Annotated in this window: 24 protein-coding genes and 2 riboswitches; of the genes, 14 read left to right on the top strand and 10 right to left on the bottom strand. The window is 62.1% G+C overall.

All coding sequences use genetic code 11. The features are described from left to right. Nucleotides 1-182: 182 nt before the first annotated feature. The 3 genes from ATN37_RS07130 to ATN37_RS07120 are packed head-to-tail and all read left to right on the top strand — an operon-like array spanning nucleotide 183 to nucleotide 3443. Entirely contained in the window at nucleotides 183-1688 is a 1506-nt protein-coding gene (locus tag ATN37_RS07130; RefSeq protein ID WP_231915014.1) for a GGDEF domain-containing protein, read from the top strand. 40 nt (nucleotides 1689-1728) lie between these two features. Further along, nucleotides 1729-2964: a formate-dependent phosphoribosylglycinamide formyltransferase gene (gene purT / locus ATN37_RS07125; protein WP_003944342.1), complete on the top strand. Its 1236-nt coding sequence runs from the start codon at nucleotides 1729-1731 to the stop codon at nucleotides 2962-2964. Continuing rightward, entirely contained in the window at nucleotides 2961-3443 is a 483-nt protein-coding gene (locus ATN37_RS07120; RefSeq protein ID WP_042924222.1) for a DUF456 domain-containing protein, read from the top strand. The genes purT and ATN37_RS07120 overlap by 4 nt, the downstream gene beginning before the upstream one ends. Here ATN37_RS07120 and ATN37_RS07115 read toward each other — a convergent pair. Next, nucleotides 3347-4186 carry an amidohydrolase family protein gene (locus ATN37_RS07115; RefSeq protein ID WP_223304639.1) on the bottom strand — a complete coding sequence of 280 codons (840 nt, stop codon included), beginning with the start codon at nucleotides 4184-4186 and terminating at the stop codon, nucleotides 3347-3349. The two genes, ATN37_RS07120 and ATN37_RS07115, sit on opposite strands and share 97 nt — an antisense overlap. 109 nt (nucleotides 4187-4295) lie before the next feature. Further along, nucleotides 4296-5693, bottom strand: a complete 1398-nt coding sequence (locus ATN37_RS07110; protein WP_218694950.1) for an FAD-dependent oxidoreductase — start codon at nucleotides 5691-5693, stop codon at nucleotides 4296-4298. A 230-nt stretch (nucleotides 5694-5923) separates the two neighbouring features. Between ATN37_RS07110 and ATN37_RS07105 the strand changes: the two genes are divergently transcribed. The 3 genes from ATN37_RS07105 to ATN37_RS07095 are packed head-to-tail and all read left to right on the top strand — an operon-like array spanning nucleotide 5924 to nucleotide 8044. After that, complete coding sequence (locus ATN37_RS07105; RefSeq protein ID WP_007726820.1) at nucleotides 5924-6349, top strand: hypothetical protein; 426 nt, start codon at nucleotides 5924-5926, stop codon at nucleotides 6347-6349. 46 nt (nucleotides 6350-6395) lie between these two features. Next, nucleotides 6396-6824, top strand: a complete 429-nt coding sequence (locus ATN37_RS07100) for a rhodanese-like domain-containing protein (RefSeq protein ID WP_007726822.1) — start codon at nucleotides 6396-6398, stop codon at nucleotides 6822-6824. Further along, on the top strand, nucleotides 6821-8044 hold the full coding sequence (locus ATN37_RS07095; protein ID WP_172403504.1) for an O-succinylhomoserine sulfhydrylase: 1224 nt from the start codon (nucleotides 6821-6823) through the stop codon (nucleotides 8042-8044). Before ATN37_RS07100 ends, ATN37_RS07095 begins: the two co-directional genes overlap by 4 nt. A gap of 43 nt (nucleotides 8045-8087) precedes the next feature. Here ATN37_RS07095 and ATN37_RS07090 read toward each other — a convergent pair whose 3' ends face one another. The 8 genes from ATN37_RS07090 to ATN37_RS07055 all read right to left on the bottom strand — a co-directional run bounded on the left by ATN37_RS07090 (nucleotide 8088) and on the right by ATN37_RS07055 (nucleotide 14566). Further along, on the bottom strand, nucleotides 8088-8684 hold the full coding sequence (locus ATN37_RS07090; RefSeq protein ID WP_047269470.1) for an alternate-type signal peptide domain-containing protein: 597 nt from the start codon (nucleotides 8682-8684) through the stop codon (nucleotides 8088-8090). Continuing rightward, nucleotides 8684-10294: a signal peptidase I gene (locus tag ATN37_RS07085; RefSeq protein ID WP_218694947.1), complete on the bottom strand. Its 1611-nt coding sequence runs from the start codon at nucleotides 10292-10294 to the stop codon at nucleotides 8684-8686. Before ATN37_RS07085 ends, ATN37_RS07090 begins: the two co-directional genes overlap by 1 nt. A 5-nt stretch (nucleotides 10295-10299) precedes the next feature. Beyond that, entirely contained in the window at nucleotides 10300-10902 is a 603-nt protein-coding gene (locus ATN37_RS07080; protein ID WP_218694945.1) for a SipW-dependent-type signal peptide-containing protein, read from the bottom strand. Further along, on the bottom strand, nucleotides 10886-11530 hold the full coding sequence (locus ATN37_RS07075; protein WP_214514580.1) for a signal peptidase I: 645 nt from the start codon (nucleotides 11528-11530) through the stop codon (nucleotides 10886-10888). Before ATN37_RS07075 ends, ATN37_RS07080 begins: the two co-directional genes overlap by 17 nt. Then, entirely contained in the window at nucleotides 11527-12093 is a 567-nt protein-coding gene (locus tag ATN37_RS07070; RefSeq protein ID WP_064443278.1) for a hypothetical protein, read from the bottom strand. The genes ATN37_RS07075 and ATN37_RS07070 overlap by 4 nt, the downstream gene beginning before the upstream one ends. 4 nt (nucleotides 12094-12097) lie before the next feature. Further along, on the bottom strand, nucleotides 12098-12655 hold the full coding sequence (locus ATN37_RS07065) for an alternate-type signal peptide domain-containing protein (protein ID WP_047269467.1): 558 nt from the start codon (nucleotides 12653-12655) through the stop codon (nucleotides 12098-12100). A gap of 290 nt (nucleotides 12656-12945) precedes the next feature. Beyond that, nucleotides 12946-13761, bottom strand: a complete 816-nt coding sequence (locus ATN37_RS07060; protein ID WP_003944345.1) for an HAD-IIA family hydrolase — start codon at nucleotides 13759-13761, stop codon at nucleotides 12946-12948. Nucleotides 13762-13798: 37 nt separating this feature from the next. Continuing rightward, entirely contained in the window at nucleotides 13799-14566 is a 768-nt protein-coding gene (locus ATN37_RS07055; protein ID WP_003944404.1) for a sulfite exporter TauE/SafE family protein, read from the bottom strand. Nucleotides 14567-14765: 199 nt separating this feature from the next. Then, nucleotides 14766-14860: riboswitch (SAM riboswitch) on the top strand. A 7-nt stretch (nucleotides 14861-14867) separates the two neighbouring features. Between ATN37_RS07055 and ATN37_RS33125 the strand changes: the two genes are divergently transcribed. The 8 genes from ATN37_RS33125 to ATN37_RS07025 all read left to right on the top strand — a co-directional run bounded on the left by ATN37_RS33125 (nucleotide 14868) and on the right by ATN37_RS07025 (nucleotide 21524). After that, nucleotides 14868-14945, top strand: coding sequence for a putative leader peptide (locus ATN37_RS33125; RefSeq protein WP_350318888.1), 78 nt, complete (start codon nucleotides 14868-14870; stop codon nucleotides 14943-14945). 110 nt (nucleotides 14946-15055) lie between these two features. After that, nucleotides 15056-16030, top strand: coding sequence for an amino acid ABC transporter permease (locus ATN37_RS07050; RefSeq protein WP_020906669.1), 975 nt, complete (start codon nucleotides 15056-15058; stop codon nucleotides 16028-16030). Beyond that, nucleotides 16027-16812 carry an amino acid ABC transporter ATP-binding protein gene (locus tag ATN37_RS07045; RefSeq protein WP_003944418.1) on the top strand — a complete coding sequence of 262 codons (786 nt, stop codon included), beginning with the start codon at nucleotides 16027-16029 and terminating at the stop codon, nucleotides 16810-16812. The genes ATN37_RS07050 and ATN37_RS07045 overlap by 4 nt, the downstream gene beginning before the upstream one ends. Before the next feature lie 34 nt (nucleotides 16813-16846). Beyond that, entirely contained in the window at nucleotides 16847-17818 is a 972-nt protein-coding gene (locus ATN37_RS07040; protein WP_007726832.1) for an ABC transporter substrate-binding protein, read from the top strand. Nucleotides 17819-17828: 10 nt separating this feature from the next. Further along, nucleotides 17829-18938: an FAD-dependent oxidoreductase gene (locus tag ATN37_RS07035; RefSeq protein ID WP_218694943.1), complete on the top strand. Its 1110-nt coding sequence runs from the start codon at nucleotides 17829-17831 to the stop codon at nucleotides 18936-18938. 8 nt (nucleotides 18939-18946) lie between these two features. Then, the gene (locus tag ATN37_RS07030; protein ID WP_042925869.1) at nucleotides 18947-19537 is read left to right on the top strand and encodes a GNAT family N-acetyltransferase; all 591 of its coding nucleotides are present in this window, start codon (nucleotides 18947-18949) and stop codon (nucleotides 19535-19537) included. A 17-nt stretch (nucleotides 19538-19554) separates the two neighbouring features. Then, a riboswitch (SAM riboswitch) is annotated at nucleotides 19555-19649 on the top strand. Beyond that, nucleotides 19643-19747 carry a putative leader peptide gene (locus ATN37_RS33120; RefSeq protein WP_019749498.1) on the top strand — a complete coding sequence of 35 codons (105 nt, stop codon included), beginning with the start codon at nucleotides 19643-19645 and terminating at the stop codon, nucleotides 19745-19747. Its footprint overlaps the riboswitch before it by 7 nt. A gap of 139 nt (nucleotides 19748-19886) precedes the next feature. Beyond that, nucleotides 19887-21524 (top strand): ABC transporter substrate-binding protein, encoded by a 1638-nt coding sequence (locus ATN37_RS07025; protein ID WP_003944291.1) that lies wholly within the window; start codon nucleotides 19887-19889, stop codon nucleotides 21522-21524.

Genomic DNA, 21524 nt, shown 5'->3' with positions numbered 1-21524 from the left:
TGTCCACTGTCGTGGCCGGAGGGCACTCGCGTTTGCGGAGATGGTCGCAGCTGCCGTTTTGGCATGTGAACACAGAACTGCGAGTGGCAGCACCTGCGTACGATGGTTCGACGACATCGGCATACGGTCACCGCGACGTCCGGTGCTCCCGAATTCAGAGGTAGCCGACCGCGAGGTGACGCATGATAGGGACGAGTCGCTTTCTGCGCCTTCTCCTAGTGCTGGCCGTCGTACTTGCGGCATCGTTGATCGGCATCCTCACGCGCCCACCAGGTTTGCTCGCGACATTCTGGTGCGCCAACGCCATTCTGCTGGGAATGATGGTCAGATGGCCGGTCCTGATCGAATGGCGGACGTGGATCGCCGCGGCCGTCGGATACGTCTGCGCTGACCTGATTACGGGCAACTCGCTGTCGCTTGCCCTGCAGCTGAACGGGGCCAACCTCGCCGGAGTGACGCTCGGTGTTCTCGTTCTGTACTACTTGAAGCGCACACCGTTCCGATTGGTCGATTCGCAGTCGCTGGTATGGATGGTCTTCGTCTCGTTCGTGGCGGCGACTGGTACCGCGGCCACGGCCGGCGCCTTGGACCGGCTCTTACGCGGTCAGTCCTTTGCCGACACGTTTTTCCACTGGGGTGCCACCGAGGTCATGGCGTACCTGCTGGTCCTTCCTCTCATTCTCACTCTCACCATCCCGTCGAGCCTTGCCGAGTTCCGCAGGAAACTGACCGCCAGAACTGTCGCCGCTCTGAGCGTTCCGCTACTCGCCACTGCAGCCTGCGTGCCGATCGCCCTCAGTATCGAAGGGCCGATTGCGCTGGTCTTGCCGATTCCAGCTCTCCTCTGGTGTGCCACTCGCATCTCGGTTCCGAGCACTGCCTTCGTTTCAGTGGTCTGGTCGGTGTGGTCACTCATGATGGCGGGTAGCGGTCGACTCGACATCGGAGATCAAGCCGCCTCGACGTGGAACGAGGACGTCATCACATCCATAGCGGTCACACTGATCGCGTTGGGGCCGATAGCGGTTGCCTGTGCGACCGAGGAACGCCGTGCTGCCGAGCGTGAGCTCTTCCTTGCCGTCGAATTCGACCATCTGACCGGGGTCCTCTCGCGTGGTGCGTTCCTCGGCCACGCGGAAGCGGAACTTGCCGACGCGGCTCGCACACAATCTCCGGTCGGCCTGCTGATGCTCGACCTGGACCACTTCAAGAGCATCAACGACACGCATGGACATATGACCGGTGACAGCGTTCTCGCGAACTTCGCCGAGCGGGCCGCTGACCGATTGTCGGACGGCGATCTGATCGGAAGGCTCGGCGGCGAGGAGTTCGCCGTTCTGCTTCCGGACTGCAGCTACGCGCGAGCAATCGATGTCGCCGAGGCGGTCCGCGGCGCGCAAGTCGAGTACTCGGCCGAATCAGATGTGACGAGCACCGTCAGCGTCGGCGTCGCGTGGGTCGATCATGCGACGCCGGCGCTGTCGACCCTCATGAGCGTCGCAGACGAGGCTCTGTACGACGCCAAGCGTGCTGGGCGCAACCTCGTGAAAGTGCACCGCGTCGGCAACGACACCGTGCCGCAACGGAATTCCGAGCCGGACACTGCCACCCGCACCTATCGCAAACCTGCGCTACCCCGAACGATCCGGCGAGGATTTGGCCGCGAAGGTGTGGTGGACGGCCGATAACCGCGCTGACCTGCATCGGGATTGGCATATAGTCGCACCCATGCAGCTTGATTCGACGCCTTCGCCCCTGCCGACGCTTCCGCTCCGATTCGGAACCCCACTGACCGAGAACTCCATCCGCGTGATGATGTTGGGATCAGGCGAGTTGGGCAAGGAAGTTGTCATCGCGCTGCAGCGTCTGGGCGTCGAAGTGATTGCGGTGGATCGGTATCCCGATGCCCCTGGGCACCAGGTGGCTCATCGTGCTCATACCGTCGACATGACCGATCCGGAAGCACTGCTTGCCGTCATCGAGTTGGAAAAGCCTCACTTCGTGGTTCCCGAGATCGAGGCCATCGCGACGGATGCGCTTGCACTCGTCGAAGAACGCGGGGGTGCGGTGGTCATTCCGACCGCCCGAGCCACCCAGCTCACGATGAACCGTGAGGGAATCCGTCGGCTCGCGGCCGAGGAGTTGGGCCTGCCCACTTCGCCGTACGCTTTCGCGGACTCGCTTGCCGAAGTGCAGGCAGCGACAGACCGAATCGGTTTCCCGTGCGTCATCAAGCCAGTCATGTCCTCGTCGGGGAAGGGACAGTCGACGGTTCGATCCGCCGAAGATCTCGACGCCGCATGGGATTACGCGATGGCCGGAGGTCGTGTGAATCACGGCCGGGTGATCGTCGAAGGCTTTGTCGATTTCGATTACGAGATAACGCAATTGACAGTTCGAGCCGTCGGTGAGAGCGGTCAGGTCGAGACGTCGTTCTGCGAACCGATCGGGCACCTGCAGGAGGCCGGAGACTACATCGAATCGTGGCAGCCGCAGCAGATGTCCGCGGTTGCCCTCGCCTCGGCCCGAGACGTCGCCGAGAAGGTGACCACGGCTCTGGGCGGGCGAGGCATCTTCGGCGTCGAGCTATTCGTGAAGGGCGACGACGTCTTCTTCTCCGAAGTGAGCCCACGGCCGCACGACACCGGATTGGTGACTCTGCGGACGCAGCGACTTTCGGAGTTCGAACTGCATGCCCGCGCGATCCTGGGCTTGCCGGTCGACACGACGCTCACGTCTCCGGGAGCATCGGCAGTGATCTACGGCGGAGTGGAGGCAAAGGGGATCGGATTCGACGGCGTCGCCGAGGCGCTCGCGGTTCCCGAGACGGACCTGCGGCTCTTCGGCAAGCCGGAGAGCTTCACGCGTCGTCGCATGGGTGTTGCAGTGTCGACGGCCGCCGATGTGCCTACTGCACGCGACCGTGCTCGCGAGGCTGCGTCGAAGGTGCGTCCCGTCGGATGAGTCCAGCGGCCGAGGTCCTCGTCGGGCTGGTCATCCTGGTCGGTCTGATCGGTGTCGTCGTTCCGATTCTCCCGGGGACGCTTCTCGTTTTCGGTGCAATTCTGGTGTGGGCGATCATGACCGGTGGTGCCACGGCGTGGACGGTGTTCGCGCTGTCCGCGCTGGCACTGGTGGTCACCGGGATCGTGAAGTACACGTGGCCGGGCAAGCGGATGAAGTCCGGGGGAGTGCCCAACCTGTCGGTTGTGGTCGGCGGCGTCGTCGGCATCATCGGGTTCTTCGTGATTCCGGTCGTGGGCTTGTTCCTGGGATTCATCGTCGGAACGTATTTCGCGGAACTAGCGCGGCTGCGCCGTTACGACATCGCTTGGTCGTCGACGCTTCACGCGGTGAAGGCAGTCGGATTGTCCATGCTGGTGGAACTGTTCGGAGCGCTGATCGCGGCGGGGCTGTGGCTGGGAGCCGTTGCGTTCACCTGAGCGCAGCGGTACCAGGAGCGGGCGTTGTCGCACATGACCGCGGGCAGGTCGTCGCCGACAGCGTCGGCGATCACGTCCAGGTCGTGGACCTCGAACGCTCGACGTGCCCGTGTGCCGGGTAGATCGGTGCCGAACATCAGCGCAGCGGGATTGACCGCGTGGATCTGGCGCAGCACATCGCTGACGTCGGAGATGGTGGTGCGGCCGAACCCGGTGGCTTTGACGCGCACTCCGCGGTCGACGAGGTTGAGGAGATACGGCAGTCCGCGGGTGGACATTCCCAAATGGTCGATGCTCACCGCGGGCAATTTGGCGAAGACCGGTTCCAACGACAGCAACAGCGTGGCATCGACGTAGAACTCGGCGTGCCAGCCGACCAGATCGAAAGCGCGGTTGGCAAGATCGGCAAGCAGACGCAGGTCGGTGGCGCCGCGGCGCAGGTTGAACCGGACGGCACGCACTCCCAGTGCGTCCAGGGCAACGATGTCTTCATCCGTCGCATCGAGCGGCAAAGCAGTGACGCCCACCCAGCCTTCGCCGAGTTCGGACAAGGCAGCTTTCAGGTATTCCTGGTCATTGCCCTGGTACGACGCGGTCACCACCGCGCCGCCGTCAACGCTGAGGCCCTTCAGCGAGGCAATCCGGGCCCGGTAATCGGCCACGGTGAAGGGCTCAGGCAGGTACCCGTGATTCTCGACCAGCGGGAAGCGCGGGTCGATGATATGCACATGGGCGTCAAACACGGGGTCTATTTTGCCCTGTTGCCTTGGGTCCCTGCACACACCACCGGCCCGATGTGACCTGGGTCGCGTCGGGCCGGTGGAGGGCTTCTGTTCAGTTACTTCCGCGCACTCAGTTCGCGCGGTCGGGCTCGGATGCCTTCAGCATGTCGTGACGCTCGACGACCTTGATGCGCTCACGGCCCTCGGGCTCGCCCAGGCTGCGCTCGTGCGCGTCGAGGCGGTACCAGCCCTGCCAGGTCGTGTACGGAACCTGCTTGCCTTCGAGGAACTCGATGACGGCGTTCTCGTCGGGGTTCGCGGCGCCCGCGAAGTCGACGGAATCCTCGAGAAGATTCGCGACGGTTTCGTTGGCGTCACCCTTGGTGTGGCCGATGAGGCCGACGGGGCCGCGCTTGATCCAGCCGGTGACGTAGGTGGCCGGCATGAACCGGGCTGCGCCCTCGGCGTTGTCGTCGGCGACGACGCGTCCGGCGTCGTTGGGGACGGTGCCGGCCTGGTCGTCGAACGGCAACTGCGTGATGTTCTGCGAGAGGTAACCGACGGCGCGGTACACGGCCTGGACATCCCAGTCCTTGTACGTGCCGGTGCCCTTGACGTTGCCGGTGCCGTCGAGCTGAGTGCGCTCGGTGCGCAGGCCGACGACTTTGCCGTCTTCACCGAGGATCTCCGTGGGAGATTCGAAGAAGTGCAGGAACAGCTTGTGAGGACGGGCTCCGACGTCGCGAATTGCCCAGTCCTGCAGCGTATTCGCAACCATGTCGACCTGCTTGGAGTTGCGGCGAGCCTGCTCGGAACCCTCGTCGTAGTCGATGTCCTCGGGGTCGACGATGACCTCGATGGTCGGCGAGTGGTCGAGTTCGCGCAGTTCGAGAGGGGTGAACTTGGCCTGGGCCGGGCCGCGGCGTCCGAAGACGTGAACCTCGACGGCCTTGTTGTTCTTGAGGCCCTCGTAGACGTTGGCGGGGATCTCGGTCGGCAGCAGTTCGTCGCCGGTCTTGGCGAGAACGCGGGCGATGTCGAGGGCAACGTTGCCGACGCCGAGGACGGCGACCTTCTCGGCTTCGAGCGGCCACGTACGCGGTACGTCGGGGTGGCCGTCGTACCAGGAGACGAAGTCGGCCGCGCCGTAGCTGCCGTCGAGTTCGATGCCCGGGACGCCGAGCGCACGGTCGGCGTTGGCGCCGGTGGAGAAGATGACCGCGTCGTAGAACGACTGCAGGTCGTCGAGGGTGATGTCGGTGCCGTAGTCGATGTTGCCGAGCAGGCGTACCTGAGGCTTGTCGAGCACCTTGTGCAGGGCGGTGATGATGCCCTTGATGCGCGGATGATCGGGCGCGACGCCGTAACGAATCAGGCCGAAGGGCGCGGGCATGCGCTCGAAGAGGTCGATGCTGACGCCGCGGCCGGAAACTGCGGTGTCGGATTTCATGAGGGCGTCGGCGGCGTAGATGCCGGCGGGGCCGGCGCCGACGATCGCGACCCGGAGTGGGCGGTTGGAGTCAGTCATCGTGAGGACAGCTACCTTCTTCGAAGTTCGGACAACATATCGACAAGTATCCAATTTAGCCGAACCTAAGCACAGTGCCTCGGTTGCGGCCGAACGGATCCACACTCTCACTCGATCGGTTGTGGGTAAACCTATTCTTTCCTCCCATTCTCATGTTGTCTCGGGTATCCGGGGTAGGGGCCTGATCCTTGACGGGCCACAATTTCAAGTTGTGGGGGACTATTGGCGTTATGAGTGACGAGCTGCGCGAATCCGACAACATCGATGGCAAGAAGGCGTCTGCGGGGCCGTTCCTCTTGGCTGTCGCCATCGTCGCCTTGATCCTGGGTGGAATCTTCGTCGCCTCGTGGATCTCGCCGGCCGAGGAGAACGTCACCGAGTCGGACCGCGTGAGCCGCTCCGTCACCGACTACGTCGATGCCGAGAATCGGAATGACGCGGAGACGATCAAGACCCTGACCTGCGCGAGCTTCAATTCGAGCAACGGTCCTATGGCCGGCGTCGACGGGACGGTCGAGTTGAAGGGTGTGGACGGGGTCGCGGTCAACGGCGATCGCGCCCGGGCCGACGTGACGATCACCGGTGGCGGAGCGGGCGAGCGAGTCTCGACCTGGGCCCTGACCCGTGACGGCAACCGTTGGGTCGTCTGCAACTGACGGCCCGCTCAGGCGCTCACGGCAGTCTTGTGAAAACATGGACTACGTGAGTTACGCAGGCGATCTGACGCCGGAGCAAGCCTGGGAGCTGCTCCGCGAAAACCCCGACGCCGTGCTGGTCGACGTGCGGACCGATGCGGAGTGGAAGTACGTCGGCGTCCCCGATGTGTCCTCCCTCGGCAAGCAGGCCGCACTGATCGAATGGGTGAGCCACCCGACCGGCGCGCGCAATGACAACTTCGTCGACCAGTTGAAGGAAGCCGGCATCACTGCTGATTCCTCCGGGTCGGAGCGTCCGGTGATTTTCCTGTGTCGATCCGGACAGCGTTCCATCGGTGCGGCGGAAGCTGCGACTGCGGCGGGCATCGGCCCGTCGTACAACGTGCTCGACGGGTTCGAAGGCGCATTGGGTGCCGACGGACATCGCGGACTTGTAGGTTGGCGGGCCATCGGCTTGCCATGGAGGCAGCAGTGAGCGGAATTCCCCAGGGTGGCGCATTTCAACGAGCGCTGCCGGACGACGTCGGTCTCGGCACCCTCGGTGTTCGCGGCGGACTGATGCGTACCGGGTTCGAGGAGACTTCCGAAGCGCTGTTCCTCAACTCCGGATTCGTCTACGAGAGTGCAGAAGCCGCCGAACAAGCCTTCACCGGCGAGGTGGATCATTTTGTCTACTCCCGCTACGGCAACCCGACCGTCAAGATGTTCGAAGAGCGTCTGCGTCTCATCGAAGGCGCGGAAGCCTGCTTTGCGACTGCCAGCGGAATGTCGGCAGTCTTCACGGCGTTGGGCGCACTGTTGGCCAACGGCGACCGATTGGTGGCTGCGCGCAGCCTCTTCGGATCCTGCTTCGTCGTGTGCAACGAGATTCTTCCGCGCTGGGGAGTCGAGGTCGTCTTCGTCGACGGTGAGGACAACGCGCAGTGGGAAGAGGCGCTGTCCGTGCCTACCACGGCAGTGTTCTTCGAGACGCCGTCCAACCCGATGCAATCTCTCGTCGACGTTCGACGGGTGTCGGAGCTTGCTCATGCAGCCGGTGCAAAGGTAGTGCTGGACAACGTCTTCGCGACGCCGCTTCTGCAGCGCAGCCTCGATCTGGGTGCCGACGTCGTGGTGTACTCCGGCACCAAGCACATCGACGGTCAGGGCCGCGTGCTTGGTGGCGCGATCCTCGGTACCGAGGAATACATCAGCGGTCCCGTTCGAGAACTGATGCGGCACACCGGTCCTGCGCTCAGTCCATTCAATGCGTGGACTCTGCTCAAGGGCCTGGAGACGATGCCGGTCCGTATTCGGCACTCCGTGGCTTCGGCACTCGAGATCGCCGAATTCCTCGAAGGACACTCCGGCGTCAAGTGGGTCAAGTATCCGTACCTGACGTCGCATCCGCAGCACGAGCTCGCGAAGTCTCAGATGAGCGGTGGCGGAACGGTTGTCACGTTCGAGCTCGATGCGCCTGACGGAGAGGGCAAGAAGCGGGCGTTCGAGGTTCTCAACGGTCTGCGCGTCATCGACATCTCCAACAACTTGGGAGATTCCAAGTCGTTGATCACTCACCCCGCCACGACGACGCACCGGGCCATGGGTCCGGAAGGCCGTGCAGCAGTGGGTCTTACAGACGGCGTTGTCCGACTGTCCGTCGGGCTCGAAGACACGGCTGATCTGTTGGCTGATCTGAAGCGAGCACTCGGCTGAATCGCTGGAGCGCCTTGCCTCGAACTTCCGGCGGCAAGGCGTTCTACGGTGCGGGCGTGAGACCCAGTTGTTTGACGTCGATCGTCAACGCCGTCGTATTCAGTGTGAGACCTGAGCTTGTCGTGTCGGTGGGGTAGATCGTGAACAACACCTGCGCCGTCAGATTGGTGTTGTTCAGGGCCGACGTGACCGCGATGAGGTTCGGCGTCGGTGCTGTGCTGTCGTACAGCAGATTGTTGCTCTGATCCGTGACGTACGTGCGAAGGTCGATGTTGGCGGCCGCGAGCCCGCCGCTCAACTTGGTCTTGTCGACTGTCACGTTCGCTTTCAGACGTGGGCCGGTGGCCATCACCTTCGAATCGCAGAAATACGTGTAGTTGAATCCGGGCTTGAGCCGGTAGGTAGTGATGTCCGGGATATATACGAGTGGATTCGGATTGGTGGGCGCGTTGACGTAGACCTGCGAATACCAGCCCCCGCCGCTCGTGGTCACGCATGCTCCCAGATCCAGGGTCCCGGACTGGACAGCGGCGCTTGTCAGGGTCGCACTGTCGGTCCACTTCGCCAATGTGCCCGAACCGCCGAGCAATACGGCTCCGGCCGCGGCAACTGCCATGGCAGCTTTCGTTGTCTTTCTCATCACGGCACCAGCGCCTTGATCTCGTCCGGCAGTTCGCTCGGGGTAGGAGATTCGGCCCAGACTCCCGTTGACGTGTCGATGACGGCGACTCCGGAAGGGGTGATTACGTATAGCTGATCGGTACCGGTGAGCCAATGCAGGACAGCGTCGCTGTCGACGGTACCTCGATAGACTTCAGTACCTGATGAATTCGACACGGACACAACGGTTCCAGTGGAAGTCGAGAGCTTCTGTGCACTGTGACCGGTAGTGGTCACCGGGGCGTCGACGGGAACCTCGCTCGGGGTGGTCGTAGTTGGTGGCACCGTTGTCGTTGTCGTTGTAGCGGTCGTCGTCTGGGGCGCCGTAGTTGTAGCCGGTGACGAGGTGGTTGTCGACGGTGCAGTTGTGCTGGTGGTTGTCGACGGTGCAGTTGTGCTGGTGGTTGTCACAGCCGGCGCCAATGTCGTGGTGGGCGTGGTGGATGAGGCGGTCGTGGAAGTGACGGCCGTGGAAGTGACGGCCGTGGTAGGAGTGCTCGGAGCGTCTGCCGCCAGTGCCGGCGCTGCCGATCGACTGAGAGCAGATGTCCCGCTGATCGGACCGCCACACGAGTAGAGCAGGCCGACGAGAATGCTGAATTGGTAGCCGGAGTACGACGGCGTGACCGACGTGCCGCTCAGTCCATGGATTTCGATGTTGTAGGTGCCGACGATGAGCGGGAACGCGACTGTTGTACCGCCCGAGCCGTATCTCATGGAGCCTGTAGTAGACGTTGCGGTGTAGTCATTCGATCCCAACCAGGATCCGTTGCTATCGCGGGCAATGAGACGGTATGAGCTTCCGACAGTCGCGGGCCAGGTGATTGTCACCGCGACCGGAACAACGAGCGCAAAATTCACCGCGCAACTGGCTGTGCTTGGAGACGTGGGAAAGGTTGCAGCAGTGCCGAACTGAATGCTTGTTGCCGTGGCCGTGTCGGTGTACCCCGCCTTGGTGCCACCGATCTGGGACGCACCGACAACAGTGAGGCCGACCGTTGCCAATGCGACGATTGCCTTGAAGGCGTGGGAATCGCCGTGCGCGTCCTGACGATCCAGGCTGGGTTCCCCTTCATCCGGTCTTTTTCGTGGGCGAAATGCGATGTACAGCAGTCCTCCGACGGTAATCGCACCAAGCACAAGCCCACTCGGTCCGGACAGCCAGACTGCCACGTATCCGAGGCGGTTGATGCTGAAGAAGACGCGATCGGCTTCGGTGATGACGTAGGGATCGGGATCGGCGATCGGATTTGCATCACCACGCAGTTGTGCGACGGCAAGGTTGTTGCCCTGCTGATCTATTGATTCCACACGATGGGTGATGCGCGTGCCTTGGCTGTCGGAGACGCTGACGATGTCACCGACCAGCACTTCCGAAGCAGGCACGGTGCGCGCGAACGCGAGAGCACCGGTATCGATCGTGGGTGACATCGATCCACTCCGAAAGATCAGCGGGGTGATACCGAAAGCCAGACCGGCGATGAAAATGATGATGGATACCAAGCCTGCGAGGGCTCCCAGACTGAGCAGGACTTCCCGTACCCGGTTCGGCATCGAGGCCTTTGCATGTTTTTTCGTGTGTCGAGCCATTGCCATCACACCTTTGCCGTGAAGGTCAGGACGATGTTCGACGTGCTGTTCGTCGGCGGTGTCGGTGTCGTCGGAAGCTGCACCGAGACACATAAATTCTCGGTAGCCCCTACCGCCAGTGGGCGGTCGGGGCTACCGATGGCTTGATTCGCGGTGAGTGTCAGCGCGAGCGAGGACACCACGTTGGTGCCGTCAGTGCACTTGTTGGCAACAGTTCCGTTGGAGGAAACCGTCATTCGTAGAGAAGTCGTCAACGCACCATCACTCGTAGACGTGATCGTGTACTTCAGTGGGACAGTTGACGCTGTGCCCAGGTTGTTGACCTTGATCAGAGCGGTGTTCGAATCACCGGGAATCATTCCGGACTTGCCAAGCTCACTGAAATTCAGGGACTTGGTCAGGGTGGGCTGGGCGGTGCTGTTCAACTGCAGATTGATAGAACCCGTCGTGATGTTGCCCGAGGTTGCCGTGGCGGAAGACGTCCAGGCCGCGAGCGTGGTCACTCCGCCGACACCAAGCACCATCCCCAGCGCGAGCAGCGCGCGAAAACGCGTGCTGGTCAACAGGTGACGAATCCGATGGGCCGGACGGTCAGGGCGCGAGGGCATCGTGCTGGCCTTTCTCGATCTGGGCGGAGTCTGCGGGCGCGAAAGTTGCAGGGTCAGGAGCCAATCGGGCTCGAGCTCGCTCCTTCCGGCCGTCACGGATGCCGCTGATCATCATGTACGACGCGTACAGCAGTAGAGCGGTCACGACTATCACCACGATCACGGTGCGCTGCTCTCCCGTCAGCCAGGTGTTCACGTAACCGAGATAAGGCAGGCTGTACCAGACCTTTCCCCGGATCTGCACCGGCCGTACTTCCTTCTCGTCAGGCTCACCGTTCGCATCGCCCTGGGTGATGAAAGTTCTTTCACCCTTCTGGTTTTCACTTGTGGCGATGATCCGGTGCGTGACGACGGTCGGCTGACCCGATTCCAGCTGGTACGTAATAGGTGTACCGATCCCCAGTTCGGACGGATCGACAGGTTTGACCACTACCAGTGATCCAGGGTTGTACGTCGGGCGCATCGAACCGGTCAGAATCGTGAAGCGCTGCGCTCCGGCAAAGAAGGGAACGACAATGGTTGCGACGATGACTGCCGAAATTGCCAGCAGCAGTGTCCAGCTGACAATCGAGGTGACCCACCACAGAGGGCCGGTACGTTCACCGCGTTTGGTCGAGTGTTTTGTCATACCGGACCTGCCTGGAACGTGAAGGTGGCCTTGTTCGTTTGACCGGAGACCGCACCAGAGTCCACCGCGAGCCGCAGACACAAGACGTAGGTGCCGCCAGGCACGAGCGGATCCGGCATGTACGCCGGTGAAACCGGGTGCTGCAGCGACGCGGTCATCGGTGCTGACATCAGGGATGGAACGGCAGGAGCTGCCGTGTTCACGCCGGTCGGGCAGGCGCCTTCGTTGGCGACTCCGTACGTGGTCAACGTGAATCCCGTAAGTGCGGTCGTCGACTGCATTCGCCATTGCAGAGGATCAGTCCCCGAATTCTTGACGGTGAGCGGTGCTTGCACCGTGTTTCCCGGGACAACGGGCGTCGCGGCCGTCGTCAAGTTCGCCAGGGTGTACGCCGCACTGGTTCCGGCAGTTGTACCAACCGTGAGGTTGACGCTGGCGGCTGTCGCCGTACCGCCATTCGCGCTCGCCGAATCGGACCACAGCGCGAGCGACTGCTGTGACGATGCAAACACCGCTACAGCAGCCACCGCGACTGCGATCGCTCCCCAGACCTTTTTCCTCATGAAATTACGGGGCCGGTGTCAGTGCTGTCTGAGTGACGACCAACTTCATCGCCGACAAGTTCAGCGACTGGTTCTGCGCGACCTGATTGGCCACCTCGTTGAAGTTCAGCCGGACTCCGACGTGGACGATCGTTCCGTTCTGGGCTTTGGTGATCTGCGAAATCGGGTTGCCACCAGTGTCCTTGATTGTCGTCACGGGCACGACAGCAGCGGCAAGCTCGGCGCTGTTCGCACCCGGAACGATTCCGGCCGTATCAGCGGTCAGAACAGCCGCGAGACGATCGCCCACTGCGGTCACAGTGACGTCGCAGGTGTATTCGATGCTTTCGGTCGTGACGATGCGGTAGGCCGAAATGTTGGTGATCGCGGTCTTCGTCGGGTTGAGGGAGTTCCAACCCCCGCCGACCGGTGCGCAAGAGCTCAGGTCGAGGGCGCCGGACGTGACGGGCCCGCCGCCACTGACGTCGGCCGAATCGCTCCAGACTGCGAGCGAGCCGGCACCGCCGAGGAGGAGGGCACCGGCCGCCGCAGCAGCGATCGCACCCTTGGTCTGCTTCTTCATGAAAATCTCATTTCATGTCTGGGACCCGAAATGGGGCCATTCAGACATGAGTATCAGACACGGCAAACGATTCGTTACCACTTTTCGAAAAATCAATTTTACGACTGGAGTCCAACTGTCACTCGGTGTCGAAATGATCTTTGACCTGCGTCTAACTACTCGTTTGTAAGTTTGGTGCGAATAAAACCGTTGGTTTGTTCAGTTGGACAAAGCGGACGAGTCGGAACTTGGCAAATCTGCTGTTTTTTACCAGTTAATTACCGAGTTTCGGTTTTGTTTTGCAATTTGAATCAATTGTTTGTGTTGCTACGGAATGGATCGGTTGTTGTTCCCACAAGATCGGCGACCGACTCGAGGACGATGGTCGGGCGGTAGGGATAGAGCTCTACCGACGCGCGGGTCGAGATCCCGGTCATCACCAGAATCGTCTGCAGTCCGGCTTCGAGGCCACAGACGATGTCGGTGTCCATGCGGTCGCCGATCATCAACGTATTGGCGGAATGAGCGCCGATGGACCGCAGGGCTGAGCGCATCATCAAGGCGTTGGGCTTGCCGACGTAGTAGGGATCGCGACCGGTCGCTTTGGTGATGAGTGCCGCGACAGAGCCGGTGGCCGGCAGCGAGCCGTCTCGCGACGGTCCGGTGGCGTCCGGGTTGGTGGCGATGAACCGCGATCCACGCTCGACCAGGCGAATGGCGGTGGTGATTGCCTCGAAGGAGTACGTTCGCGTCTCGCCGAGGACGACGTAGTCGGGGTCGCTGTCCGTCAGGACGTAACCGATGTCGTGCAGGGCAGTGGTCAGGCCCGATTCGCCGACCACGTAGGCGCTGCCGCCCGGCCGCTGGTTGGCCAGGAACGTCGCGGTTGCGAGCGCTGACGTCCAGATCGACTTCTCCGGGATGTCGAGTCCCGAATTGAGCAGGCGTGCTCGCAGGTCACGCGGGGTGCGGATGGAGTTGTTGGTGAGCACCATGTACGGGATGTCGTTCGACGCCAGCTCTGCCAGGAACGTGTCCGCTCCAGGTATCAAGTGCTCCTCGTGGACGAGAACCCCGTCCATGTCCATGAGGTAGGTCCAACCGGTCTGATCTTCTGTACTGGTCATTACTCCAGTATGTGCGGGTGGCGCCCGATGTGGGCGGTCAAGCGAGAAGGCGCCACAGTCCGATCAGGCCGACGACGACAATCGTGTATCGCAATGCAGTGGGGGACAGGCGCCGTCCGTAGCGGGCGCCGAGAACGCCACCACCGAGTGACCCGACAGCGATCAAACCGGCTGCTGCCCAATTGATCTGATCGAATGCCAGAGTGATGTACATCCCTGCTGCAACGATGTTGACGAGCAGCGACAGCAGGTTCTTCGCGCCGTTCATGCGCTGGAGGGTTTCCGGGAGGATGGCACCCATCACACCGATGAGAAGGATGCCCTGCGCGGCAGTGAAGTACCCGCCGTAGATGCCGACTGCAAAAGTGCCGGCGGTCAGGAGCATCAGCCTCTTGGTGGACAGCGTCGTTTCTTCGGTGGAACGCTTCTTGGCCCACGCCTGGATGCGTGGTTGGAGGAGGACGAGCGCGAGAGCGAGGACCAGCAGCACCGGAACGATGGTCTCGAACAGTTTCTCGGGTAGATGCATGAGCAACCACGAACCGAGTAGTGCCCCGGCGAGTGACGCCGGAATCTGCCACTTCAGTCGATCCCACTGTCCGGACAGCTCACGTCGGTAGCCCCAGGTACCCGAAACTCCGCCGGCGACGAGCCCGACCGCGTTGGACATGGTTGCGGTCACGGGCGGCATGCCGAAGGCGACCAGCGTCGGGAACGTGATCAGCGTTCCACTGCCGACCACGGCGTTGATCGCGCCCGCGCCGATACCGGCCAACAAGATGAAGAAAGCGTCGAGTCCACTCACTCCGCAGACGGTACGGCAGAGGAAAAGTCAGTCCGGACGGCGGTCCCGGTCTTCATTCGAACGCTCCATTGAACACGCCGAACGCGGCTGCGGACACCGTTGGAATCAATGCGATTTCAACATCGTGGACCCTTCATTTCCCTTGCAGTGCAGGGAAATACAACATTTGACGACTCGACATTTCGCGTCTAGTCTTTGCTCACCATCCAGAGCGACCGAGAGACCTGGCTCGTCGACGTCGCAGCAACCCCCCGAGTGATCGGGAGCGGGTGCTACCGCCAGGACCGATGGAAGGCATCACATGGGTACCACTTCGCACGCTGCGCACAAGCGACGTCACATCGATCTGTGCCGCACCGCTTCGTGTCACTGTCGCTGACCGAACTCTCGTCGTCTTCGCAACTCGAGCACACCAACTCGAGGACACAGCTGCGTTCCCATTTCCCCGAAAGGTCTATTCGTGATGTCCACTCCGTCAGGTAGCGCGCCGTGAGCGCGCCCACCGATGTCCGCCCCGAAAAGTCGGTGTCCGAGCCGCAACTTCCCGACTCGGAGCTTGTCGTTGCTCGCACCTGGCACCCGCTGCGCTGGGTGATCAGTGCGGTCGTGCTGGTTCTGCTTGCTCAGTTCATCCACGGACTCGTCGTCAACCCCGGCTGGGACTGGCCGACGTTCGCGCAGTACTTCACCGCGAAATCAGTGCTCGCCGCGTTGTGGATGACGATCAAACTGACCCTGTGGGGGACGATCCTCGGTTTCGGTCTCGGTGTCTTCCTGGCACTCGGTCGGTTGTCGAAGAATCCGGTCCTGCAGGTGATCGCCTGGACCTACATCTGGGCCTTCCGCTCGATTCCACTCATCGTGCAGCTGCTCTTCTGGTTCAACATCACTTACCTGTACCAGACACTTTCTCTCGGAATACCTTTCGGTCCCGAGTTCTTCACCTTCCAGGTCAGCGGTGTGATCGGCGGATTCACCGCAGCAGTCATCGGTTTGGCGCTGCACCAGGCTGCATACTCGGCCGAGATCATTCGCTCCGGAATCATCTCGGTGGATCACGGTCAGATCGAAGCTGCTCACTCGCTCGGTATTCCGCGCAGTCGCCAGTTCTTCAAGATCGTTCTCCCTCAGGCAATGCGGGCGATCCTCCCCAACGCCGCCAACGAGGTCATCGGACTCTTCAAGGGAACGTCGATCGTCTCCACCATGGCAATCGCCGAACTGTTCTACCAGGTGCAGGTCATCTTCGGCCGCAACGGACGAGTCGTGCCCCTGCTGATGGTCGCCACGATCTGGTACATCATCCTCACGACATTGCTCTCGATCGGTCAGTACTACGTGGAGCGCCACTATGCACGAGGATCCGCCCGTGCGCTTCCGTTGACTCCGGTACAGAAGGCGCGCAAGAAGTTCGAAGAGATTCGCGATGCGCGTCTCGATATTCCGAGAGGTGCGACCCGATGACCGCAGAACTGGCCGAAGATACGGTGTACGCCGTCGAAGCACGCGGAATTCACAAGTCTTTCGGTGCCTTGGAAGTACTTGCCGGCGTTGATCTCCTGGTTCGCAAGGGCGAAGTGACCGTCATTCTCGGTCCGTCGGGTTCCGGTAAGTCCACCTTGCTGCGCACCCTCAATCACCTCGAAAAAGTCGACCGCGGAACCGTACGGATCGACGGAGAGCTGATCGGATACCGGCGCAAGGGAAATCGACTCCACGAACTGCGTGACCGCGAGATCCTGAAACAGCGTTCGCACATCGGATTCGTGTTCCAGAACTTCAACCTGTTTCCGCACCTGACCGCGTTGGAAAACGTGGTGGAAGCGCCGCTCTCGGCCCAGAAGCGTGATCGTGACGAGGTGTACCGCGAGGCCCGCGCACTGCTCGAGCGAGTGGGAGTGGGGGACAAGGCGGACGAGTATCCCCGCCAACTCTCCGGTGGACAGCAACAGCGCGTCGCGATAGCGCGAGCGCTGGCACTGCGGCCGGCGGTCATTCTCTTCGACGAGCCGACGTCGGCGCTCGACCCGGAACTGGTGGGCGAGGTTCTCGAAGTCCTGGCTCAGCTGGCCCGTGACGGCGCCACCTTGGTGATCGTCACACACGAGGTCGGATTTGCTCGGGAAGTGGCGGACACTGCGGTCTTCATGGACGGCGGCGTCATCGTCGAACAGGGCCCGCCTTCGCAGGTGATCGACAATCCGGTCCACGAACGGACCAAAGCCTTTCTCTCCCGCGTCCTCTGACGCGACCCAGACTCATTCCCGGAAGGAAAAATTGATGTTCTCCACATCCCGTCGCGCGACTTTTCTGATCTCGGCGCTTGCCACCGTCGGATTGCTCAGCGCCGCATGCAGCAGCGCGGACGCCGAGTCCGACGGCGCCCAGGTCACCGCTGCTGCGGGTTACAACCTCACGGCCGATCAGAACCGCATCACCACCGACAAGGTGGATTCCATCGCCGCCGAGCTACCTCAGGACATCCGCGATCGTGGCACGCTGCGCGTCACCGGTAGTGCCGGTTCCGCTCCGCCGCTCCGTTTCTACGCCGACGACGACACCACCCTCATCGGTTCCGAGACCGACTTCGCCTATCTGATCGGTGACGTTCTCGGCTTGAAGGTCGACCTGCAGACAGCAGATTGGGCACAGAACTTCGTCCGGATCGACTCCGGTGAGGCCGACGCCTTCCTCTCCAATGTGACTGTCACAGAAGAGCGTAAGGAGAAGTACGACTTCGCGACCTACCGTCTCGACACCCTCGCCTTCGAAGCCAAGAAGGGTGCCGGAATCTCCATCAAGGAACCCAAGGACGTCGCGGGCAAGAAGATCGCCGTCTCCTCGGGCACCAATCAGGAAGCGCTGCTGGTCAAGTGGAGTGAGCAGAACGTCGCGGCCGGCCTGGCGCCTACCGACATCTCTTACTACCAGAACACCACCGACTACTACCTCCCGCTGCAGTCCGGCCGGATCGACGCCTACTTCGGCCCGAACCCGTCGTCGCAGTTCCACGCCAAGCAGTCGGGGGAGACCGAGGTTGTCGGTGAGTTCTCCGGGGCCGGCGACACCCTGCAGGGGCAGATCGCGGTGCTGGTGAAGAAGGACAACGGCCTGATCAAGGCGATCAACGACGCGATCAACCACACGATCGAGAACGGCACGTACCAGCAGATCCTCGAGCGCTGGAACATCACCAGCGAAGCCGTCGACACGTCCCTGATCAACCCGCCCGGCCTTCCGAAGACCAAGTGAGCTCTCGTCCATGAGTGAGATTCTCGATGTGATCGTCATCGGCGGAGGACTCGTCGGGTCCTCCGCCGCATGGCGGCTCGCGGCACGCGGACGTAGCGTAGTTCAGCTGGAACAGTTCGGGCCGAGTCACAAGCTCGGTGCGTCGCACGGTACTTCGCGTATCTACCGGCAGGCGTACGACAATCACCTGTACACAGGTTTGGCGGCCGGCGCGCTGCCGCTGTGGCGGGAGTTGGAGACCACGACGGACATCGGGTTCCTGGAACTCACCGGTGCCGTCGATCACGGCCTGCCGCAGGCAGTGCAGTCCAAGGCGAAGATACTTCGCGAGGCGGGCATCAAGGGTGAGATCCTCACTCCTGCCGAGGCGTCCGCCCGTTGGCCGGGGCTGCGATTCGACACCACGGTGCTCCATCATCCCGACGCAGGCCGGTTGCACGCGGACCGCGCAGTGACCGCTCTGAAGGCAGGAGCGGTGTTTGCGGGCGCCGAGGTCCGTCACGATGTTCGGGTGTTGGCACTCGCGCGGGCGTCCTACGGCGTGGACGTGGTGACGGACAGTGGAACGCTCGCAGCTCGTCAGGTCGTGATCGCGGCCGGTGCGTGGACTGCGGACCTGATCGCAGACAGCGGTCTCGGCTCCGAGATCGTATTGCCGACACTGCGCACGACACAGGAACAACCAGCACACTTCGCACCGCTCGATCCCGGAGTCGAGTGGCCGAGTTTCGTTCACCACACCGGCGCAGAATTGGAGACCGCGGGGATCTACGGGCTCGGTTCCGAGGACGGGATCAAGATCGGCGAACACGCGACCGGGCCGGTGGTGACTCCGCAGACCCGTGACTACACCCCTGACGTCGACGGAGAGCGGCGATTGGCCCAGTACGCCGAGTCGTGGTTGCCCGGCGTCGATTCCACCCGTGTCGAGTCGATCACGTGCCTGTACACGAGCACGCCGGACAGTAACTTCGTCATCGACCGAGTCGGCGCCGTCACGGTGGCGGCGGGATTCTCGGGGCACGGGTTCAAGTTCGGTCCGGCCTTGGGTGAACTTGTGGCGGACCTCGTCGACGGAACCACCCTCGCTCCGGAAGTTTTCAGGCTGGGGGAGCGTTGACCAGATTCATGGAGGAAAGTGTTGTGGCACTGGAGCTCGGAACTCGACAGCTCGAGGGTGTCGGAGCGGTAGAGGTCTATTCGGTATCGCAGGACGATCCCTTGGCAGCTCCACTGATCGCGGAGTTGGCACTCGAATACAGTTCGCGTTACGGCGGGACTCGCGAAGCGATGCTCGATGATCTCACGACGTATCCGGCAGAAGAATTTGCCTACCCGCAGGGTGCGCTTCTGGTGCTCACCCACGACGGTCTGCCGATCGCCGGTGGTGCGTTTCGTCAATTCGATTCCACCACTGCCGAACTGAAGAGAATCTGGACGTCGGTCGACTATCGGAAGCGCGGCCTCGGCAAGGCCGTCGTTCGCGAGTTGGAACGAGAGATCGAACTTCGTGGATACAACCGTGTGTTTCTCACGACGGGTCCTCGGCAGCCGGAGGCCGTCGCGCTGTATCTGTCCAGTGGATACACACCGCTTTACGACGCTTCACTCTCGCCCGAAGAGGTGGGCGTCCACCCGTTCGAGAAACAACTTCGGGTGCTCGAAAATGTGACTCGAGCAGCAATTCCTACCGACCGGGTTGACAACACCCGGGTTTGACCTCGTACACTTGCGAACGACCATCCAGAGCGACCGAGAGACCTGGCTCATTGACGTCGCAGCAACCCCCCGAGTGATCGGGTGCGGGTGCTACCGCCAGGACCGATGGAGGAACACGAAATGAAGGCAGTCGAAGGCGGTTTCGATACCGCCTGGTCGCGTCGTCACGTAGACCTGTGCCGCACCGCGGGATCTTTCTGTACCAACTGACCTCTCGGTCAGTCATTCACACTCAGGCGAGTCGTCGACAAGTCTGTTTTCTCTTCTCTCACAAGTGATTCGTGCTCGATCGCCTTTTTCGTCTCAGGCGACGGGTGCGCTCTTCGGCATGCCTCTTTAGGAGTTCTTGGTGTCTTCGCCCTCATTCGGTGCCCGCAAACGCGCGACCGTAATCGCCGGTATCGGTGCTGTCTCGGTTCTCGGCACCGTCCTCGCCGGCTGCAGCAGCGGGAGTGACAGTGCTGCCGACGCAGGCCCCGCCCAGTCCGGCGGAACCCTTCGCTACGGTCTGTCGCAGGCGCCGACGTGCGCCGATCCGGCCCAGGCCGGCAGTAACCAGACCGTGTATGTCACTCGGACAGTGGTGGATTCGCTTACCGATCAAAATCCCGACACCGGAGAGATCACCCCGTGGCTCGCCAAGAGTTGGGAGATCAGCCCCGACGCCGCTAGCTTCACGTTCGTCCTTCGCGACGACGCCACCTTCAGTGACGGCACACCGGTGACGGCGGATTCGGTGAAGAAGACCTTCGACTCGGTCAAGAACCTGGGACCGAACGCGTCGTTGGCGAAGAGTTACCTGTCCTCGTACACCGGTACCGACGTCGTAGATGCTCACACGGCGAAGATCAATTTCTCCGGACCCAATGTTCAGTTCCTGCAAGCAACTTCGACGCCACAGCTCGGAATCCTCGCCGATTCCACCACCGCGCTGGCATCCGAGCAGCGCTGCCCCGGTGCAGCGGTGATCGCCTCCGGACCGTTCGTGTACACCGACTGGCAGCAGGACAAGAGCGTCAAGATCGCCAAGCGTGCGGGATACAACTGGGCCTCGGATGCGGTCGCGCATCAGGGCGAGGCGTACCTCGATGGCGTCGACTTCACGGTGGTTCCCGAATCCGGTGTGCGGGCGGGCAGCGTGGCCTCCGGCCAGCTCGATGCGGTCAGCGATGCGCTTCCGCAGGATGCGCCGCAAATCGAGGGCGCGGGTGGACGAATCCTCACAAGGCCGAACCCGGGTGTGAGCTTCTTCTTCCAGCCCAACGTCAGTCGCGGCGTTCTCGCTGATCAGGCTGTTCGTCAGGCCATCATTCCCGCGATCAACCGCCAAGAACTCGTCGACACCGTTCTGGATCCGTCGTTCTTCCCGGCCACGAGCCCGCTGGCTCACACCACTCCGCTCTACAGCGACGAATCCAGTGTCGTGACGTACGACGCCGACAAGTCGGCGAAACTCCTCGACGCGGCTGGTTGGAAGACCGGCAGCGACGGTATCCGCGAGAAGGACGGGCAGAAGCTCACTTTCAGCGTCACCTTCAGTCCGGTGTTCTCGGGTAACCAGGCCATCCTCGAGCTCGTGCAGCAGCAGCTCAAGAAGGTCGGCGTCGACCTGCAGCTCAACTTGGTCTCGAACGGTGAATGGACCGAGAAGGGAGTATCGGGTGATTACGATTCGCTGTATTACAACAGCACTCGCGCGGACGCCGACATCTTGCGGGCATCGTTCAGCACCGAAGGCCGCAACCTGAACCGTCGCGGCGCAGATCCGGAGCTCGACAAGGTACTCACAGACCAGCTTGCAGCCACGGACAACGGCCAACGCGGCGAACTGGTATCCACCGCACAGGAATTGATCCTCGACCGTGGACTCTCCATCCCCACCATCGAGCTCTCGCAGGCCATCGGCGCCGGATCGAGTGTGCAGGACCTGAACTTCGAAGCCTCCTCGCGCCTGCAGTTCTACGACGCATGGTTGTCGGGTAAGTAA

Source organism: Rhodococcus sp. MH15 (assembly GCF_019266045.1).
Classification (GTDB): Bacteria; Actinomycetota; Actinomycetes; order Mycobacteriales; family Mycobacteriaceae; genus Rhodococcus_F; species Rhodococcus_F qingshengii.
Note: the sequence above shows the minus strand (reverse complement) of the source record. Positions and strands in the feature narration are given on the sequence as shown.

Coding starts and splice junctions, on each gene's coding strand:
- ATN37_RS07030 (WP_042925869.1), top strand. CDS start 18,947: ATGGAGGAAAGTGTTGTGGCACTGGAGCTCGGAACTCGACAGCTCGAG.
- ATN37_RS07120 (WP_042924222.1), top strand. CDS start 2,961: ATGAGTCCAGCGGCCGAGGTCCTCGTCGGGCTGGTCATCCTGGTCGGT.
- ATN37_RS07070 (WP_064443278.1), bottom strand. CDS start 12,093: ATGAGGAAAAAGGTCTGGGGAGCGATCGCAGTCGCGGTGGCTGCTGTA.
- ATN37_RS07040 (WP_007726832.1), top strand. CDS start 16,847: ATGTTCTCCACATCCCGTCGCGCGACTTTTCTGATCTCGGCGCTTGCC.
- ATN37_RS07130 (WP_231915014.1), top strand. CDS start 183: ATGATAGGGACGAGTCGCTTTCTGCGCCTTCTCCTAGTGCTGGCCGTC.
- ATN37_RS07090 (WP_047269470.1), bottom strand. CDS start 8,684: ATGAGAAAGACAACGAAAGCTGCCATGGCAGTTGCCGCGGCCGGAGCC.
- ATN37_RS33125 (WP_350318888.1), top strand. CDS start 14,868: ATGGGTACCACTTCGCACGCTGCGCACAAGCGACGTCACATCGATCTG.
- ATN37_RS07035 (WP_218694943.1), top strand. CDS start 17,829: ATGAGTGAGATTCTCGATGTGATCGTCATCGGCGGAGGACTCGTCGGG.
- ATN37_RS07105 (WP_007726820.1), top strand. CDS start 5,924: ATGAGTGACGAGCTGCGCGAATCCGACAACATCGATGGCAAGAAGGCG.
- purT (WP_003944342.1), top strand. CDS start 1,729: ATGCAGCTTGATTCGACGCCTTCGCCCCTGCCGACGCTTCCGCTCCGA.
- ATN37_RS07075 (WP_214514580.1), bottom strand. CDS start 11,530: ATGACAAAACACTCGACCAAACGCGGTGAACGTACCGGCCCTCTGTGG.
- ATN37_RS07110 (WP_218694950.1), bottom strand. CDS start 5,693: ATGACTGACTCCAACCGCCCACTCCGGGTCGCGATCGTCGGCGCCGGC.
- ATN37_RS33120 (WP_019749498.1), top strand. CDS start 19,643: ATGGAGGAACACGAAATGAAGGCAGTCGAAGGCGGTTTCGATACCGCC.
- ATN37_RS07060 (WP_003944345.1), bottom strand. CDS start 13,761: ATGACCAGTACAGAAGATCAGACCGGTTGGACCTACCTCATGGACATG.
- ATN37_RS07065 (WP_047269467.1), bottom strand. CDS start 12,655: ATGAAGAAGCAGACCAAGGGTGCGATCGCTGCTGCGGCGGCCGGTGCC.
- ATN37_RS07085 (WP_218694947.1), bottom strand. CDS start 10,294: ATGGCTCGACACACGAAAAAACATGCAAAGGCCTCGATGCCGAACCGG.
- ATN37_RS07080 (WP_218694945.1), bottom strand. CDS start 10,902: ATGCCCTCGCGCCCTGACCGTCCGGCCCATCGGATTCGTCACCTGTTG.
- ATN37_RS07045 (WP_003944418.1), top strand. CDS start 16,027: ATGACCGCAGAACTGGCCGAAGATACGGTGTACGCCGTCGAAGCACGC.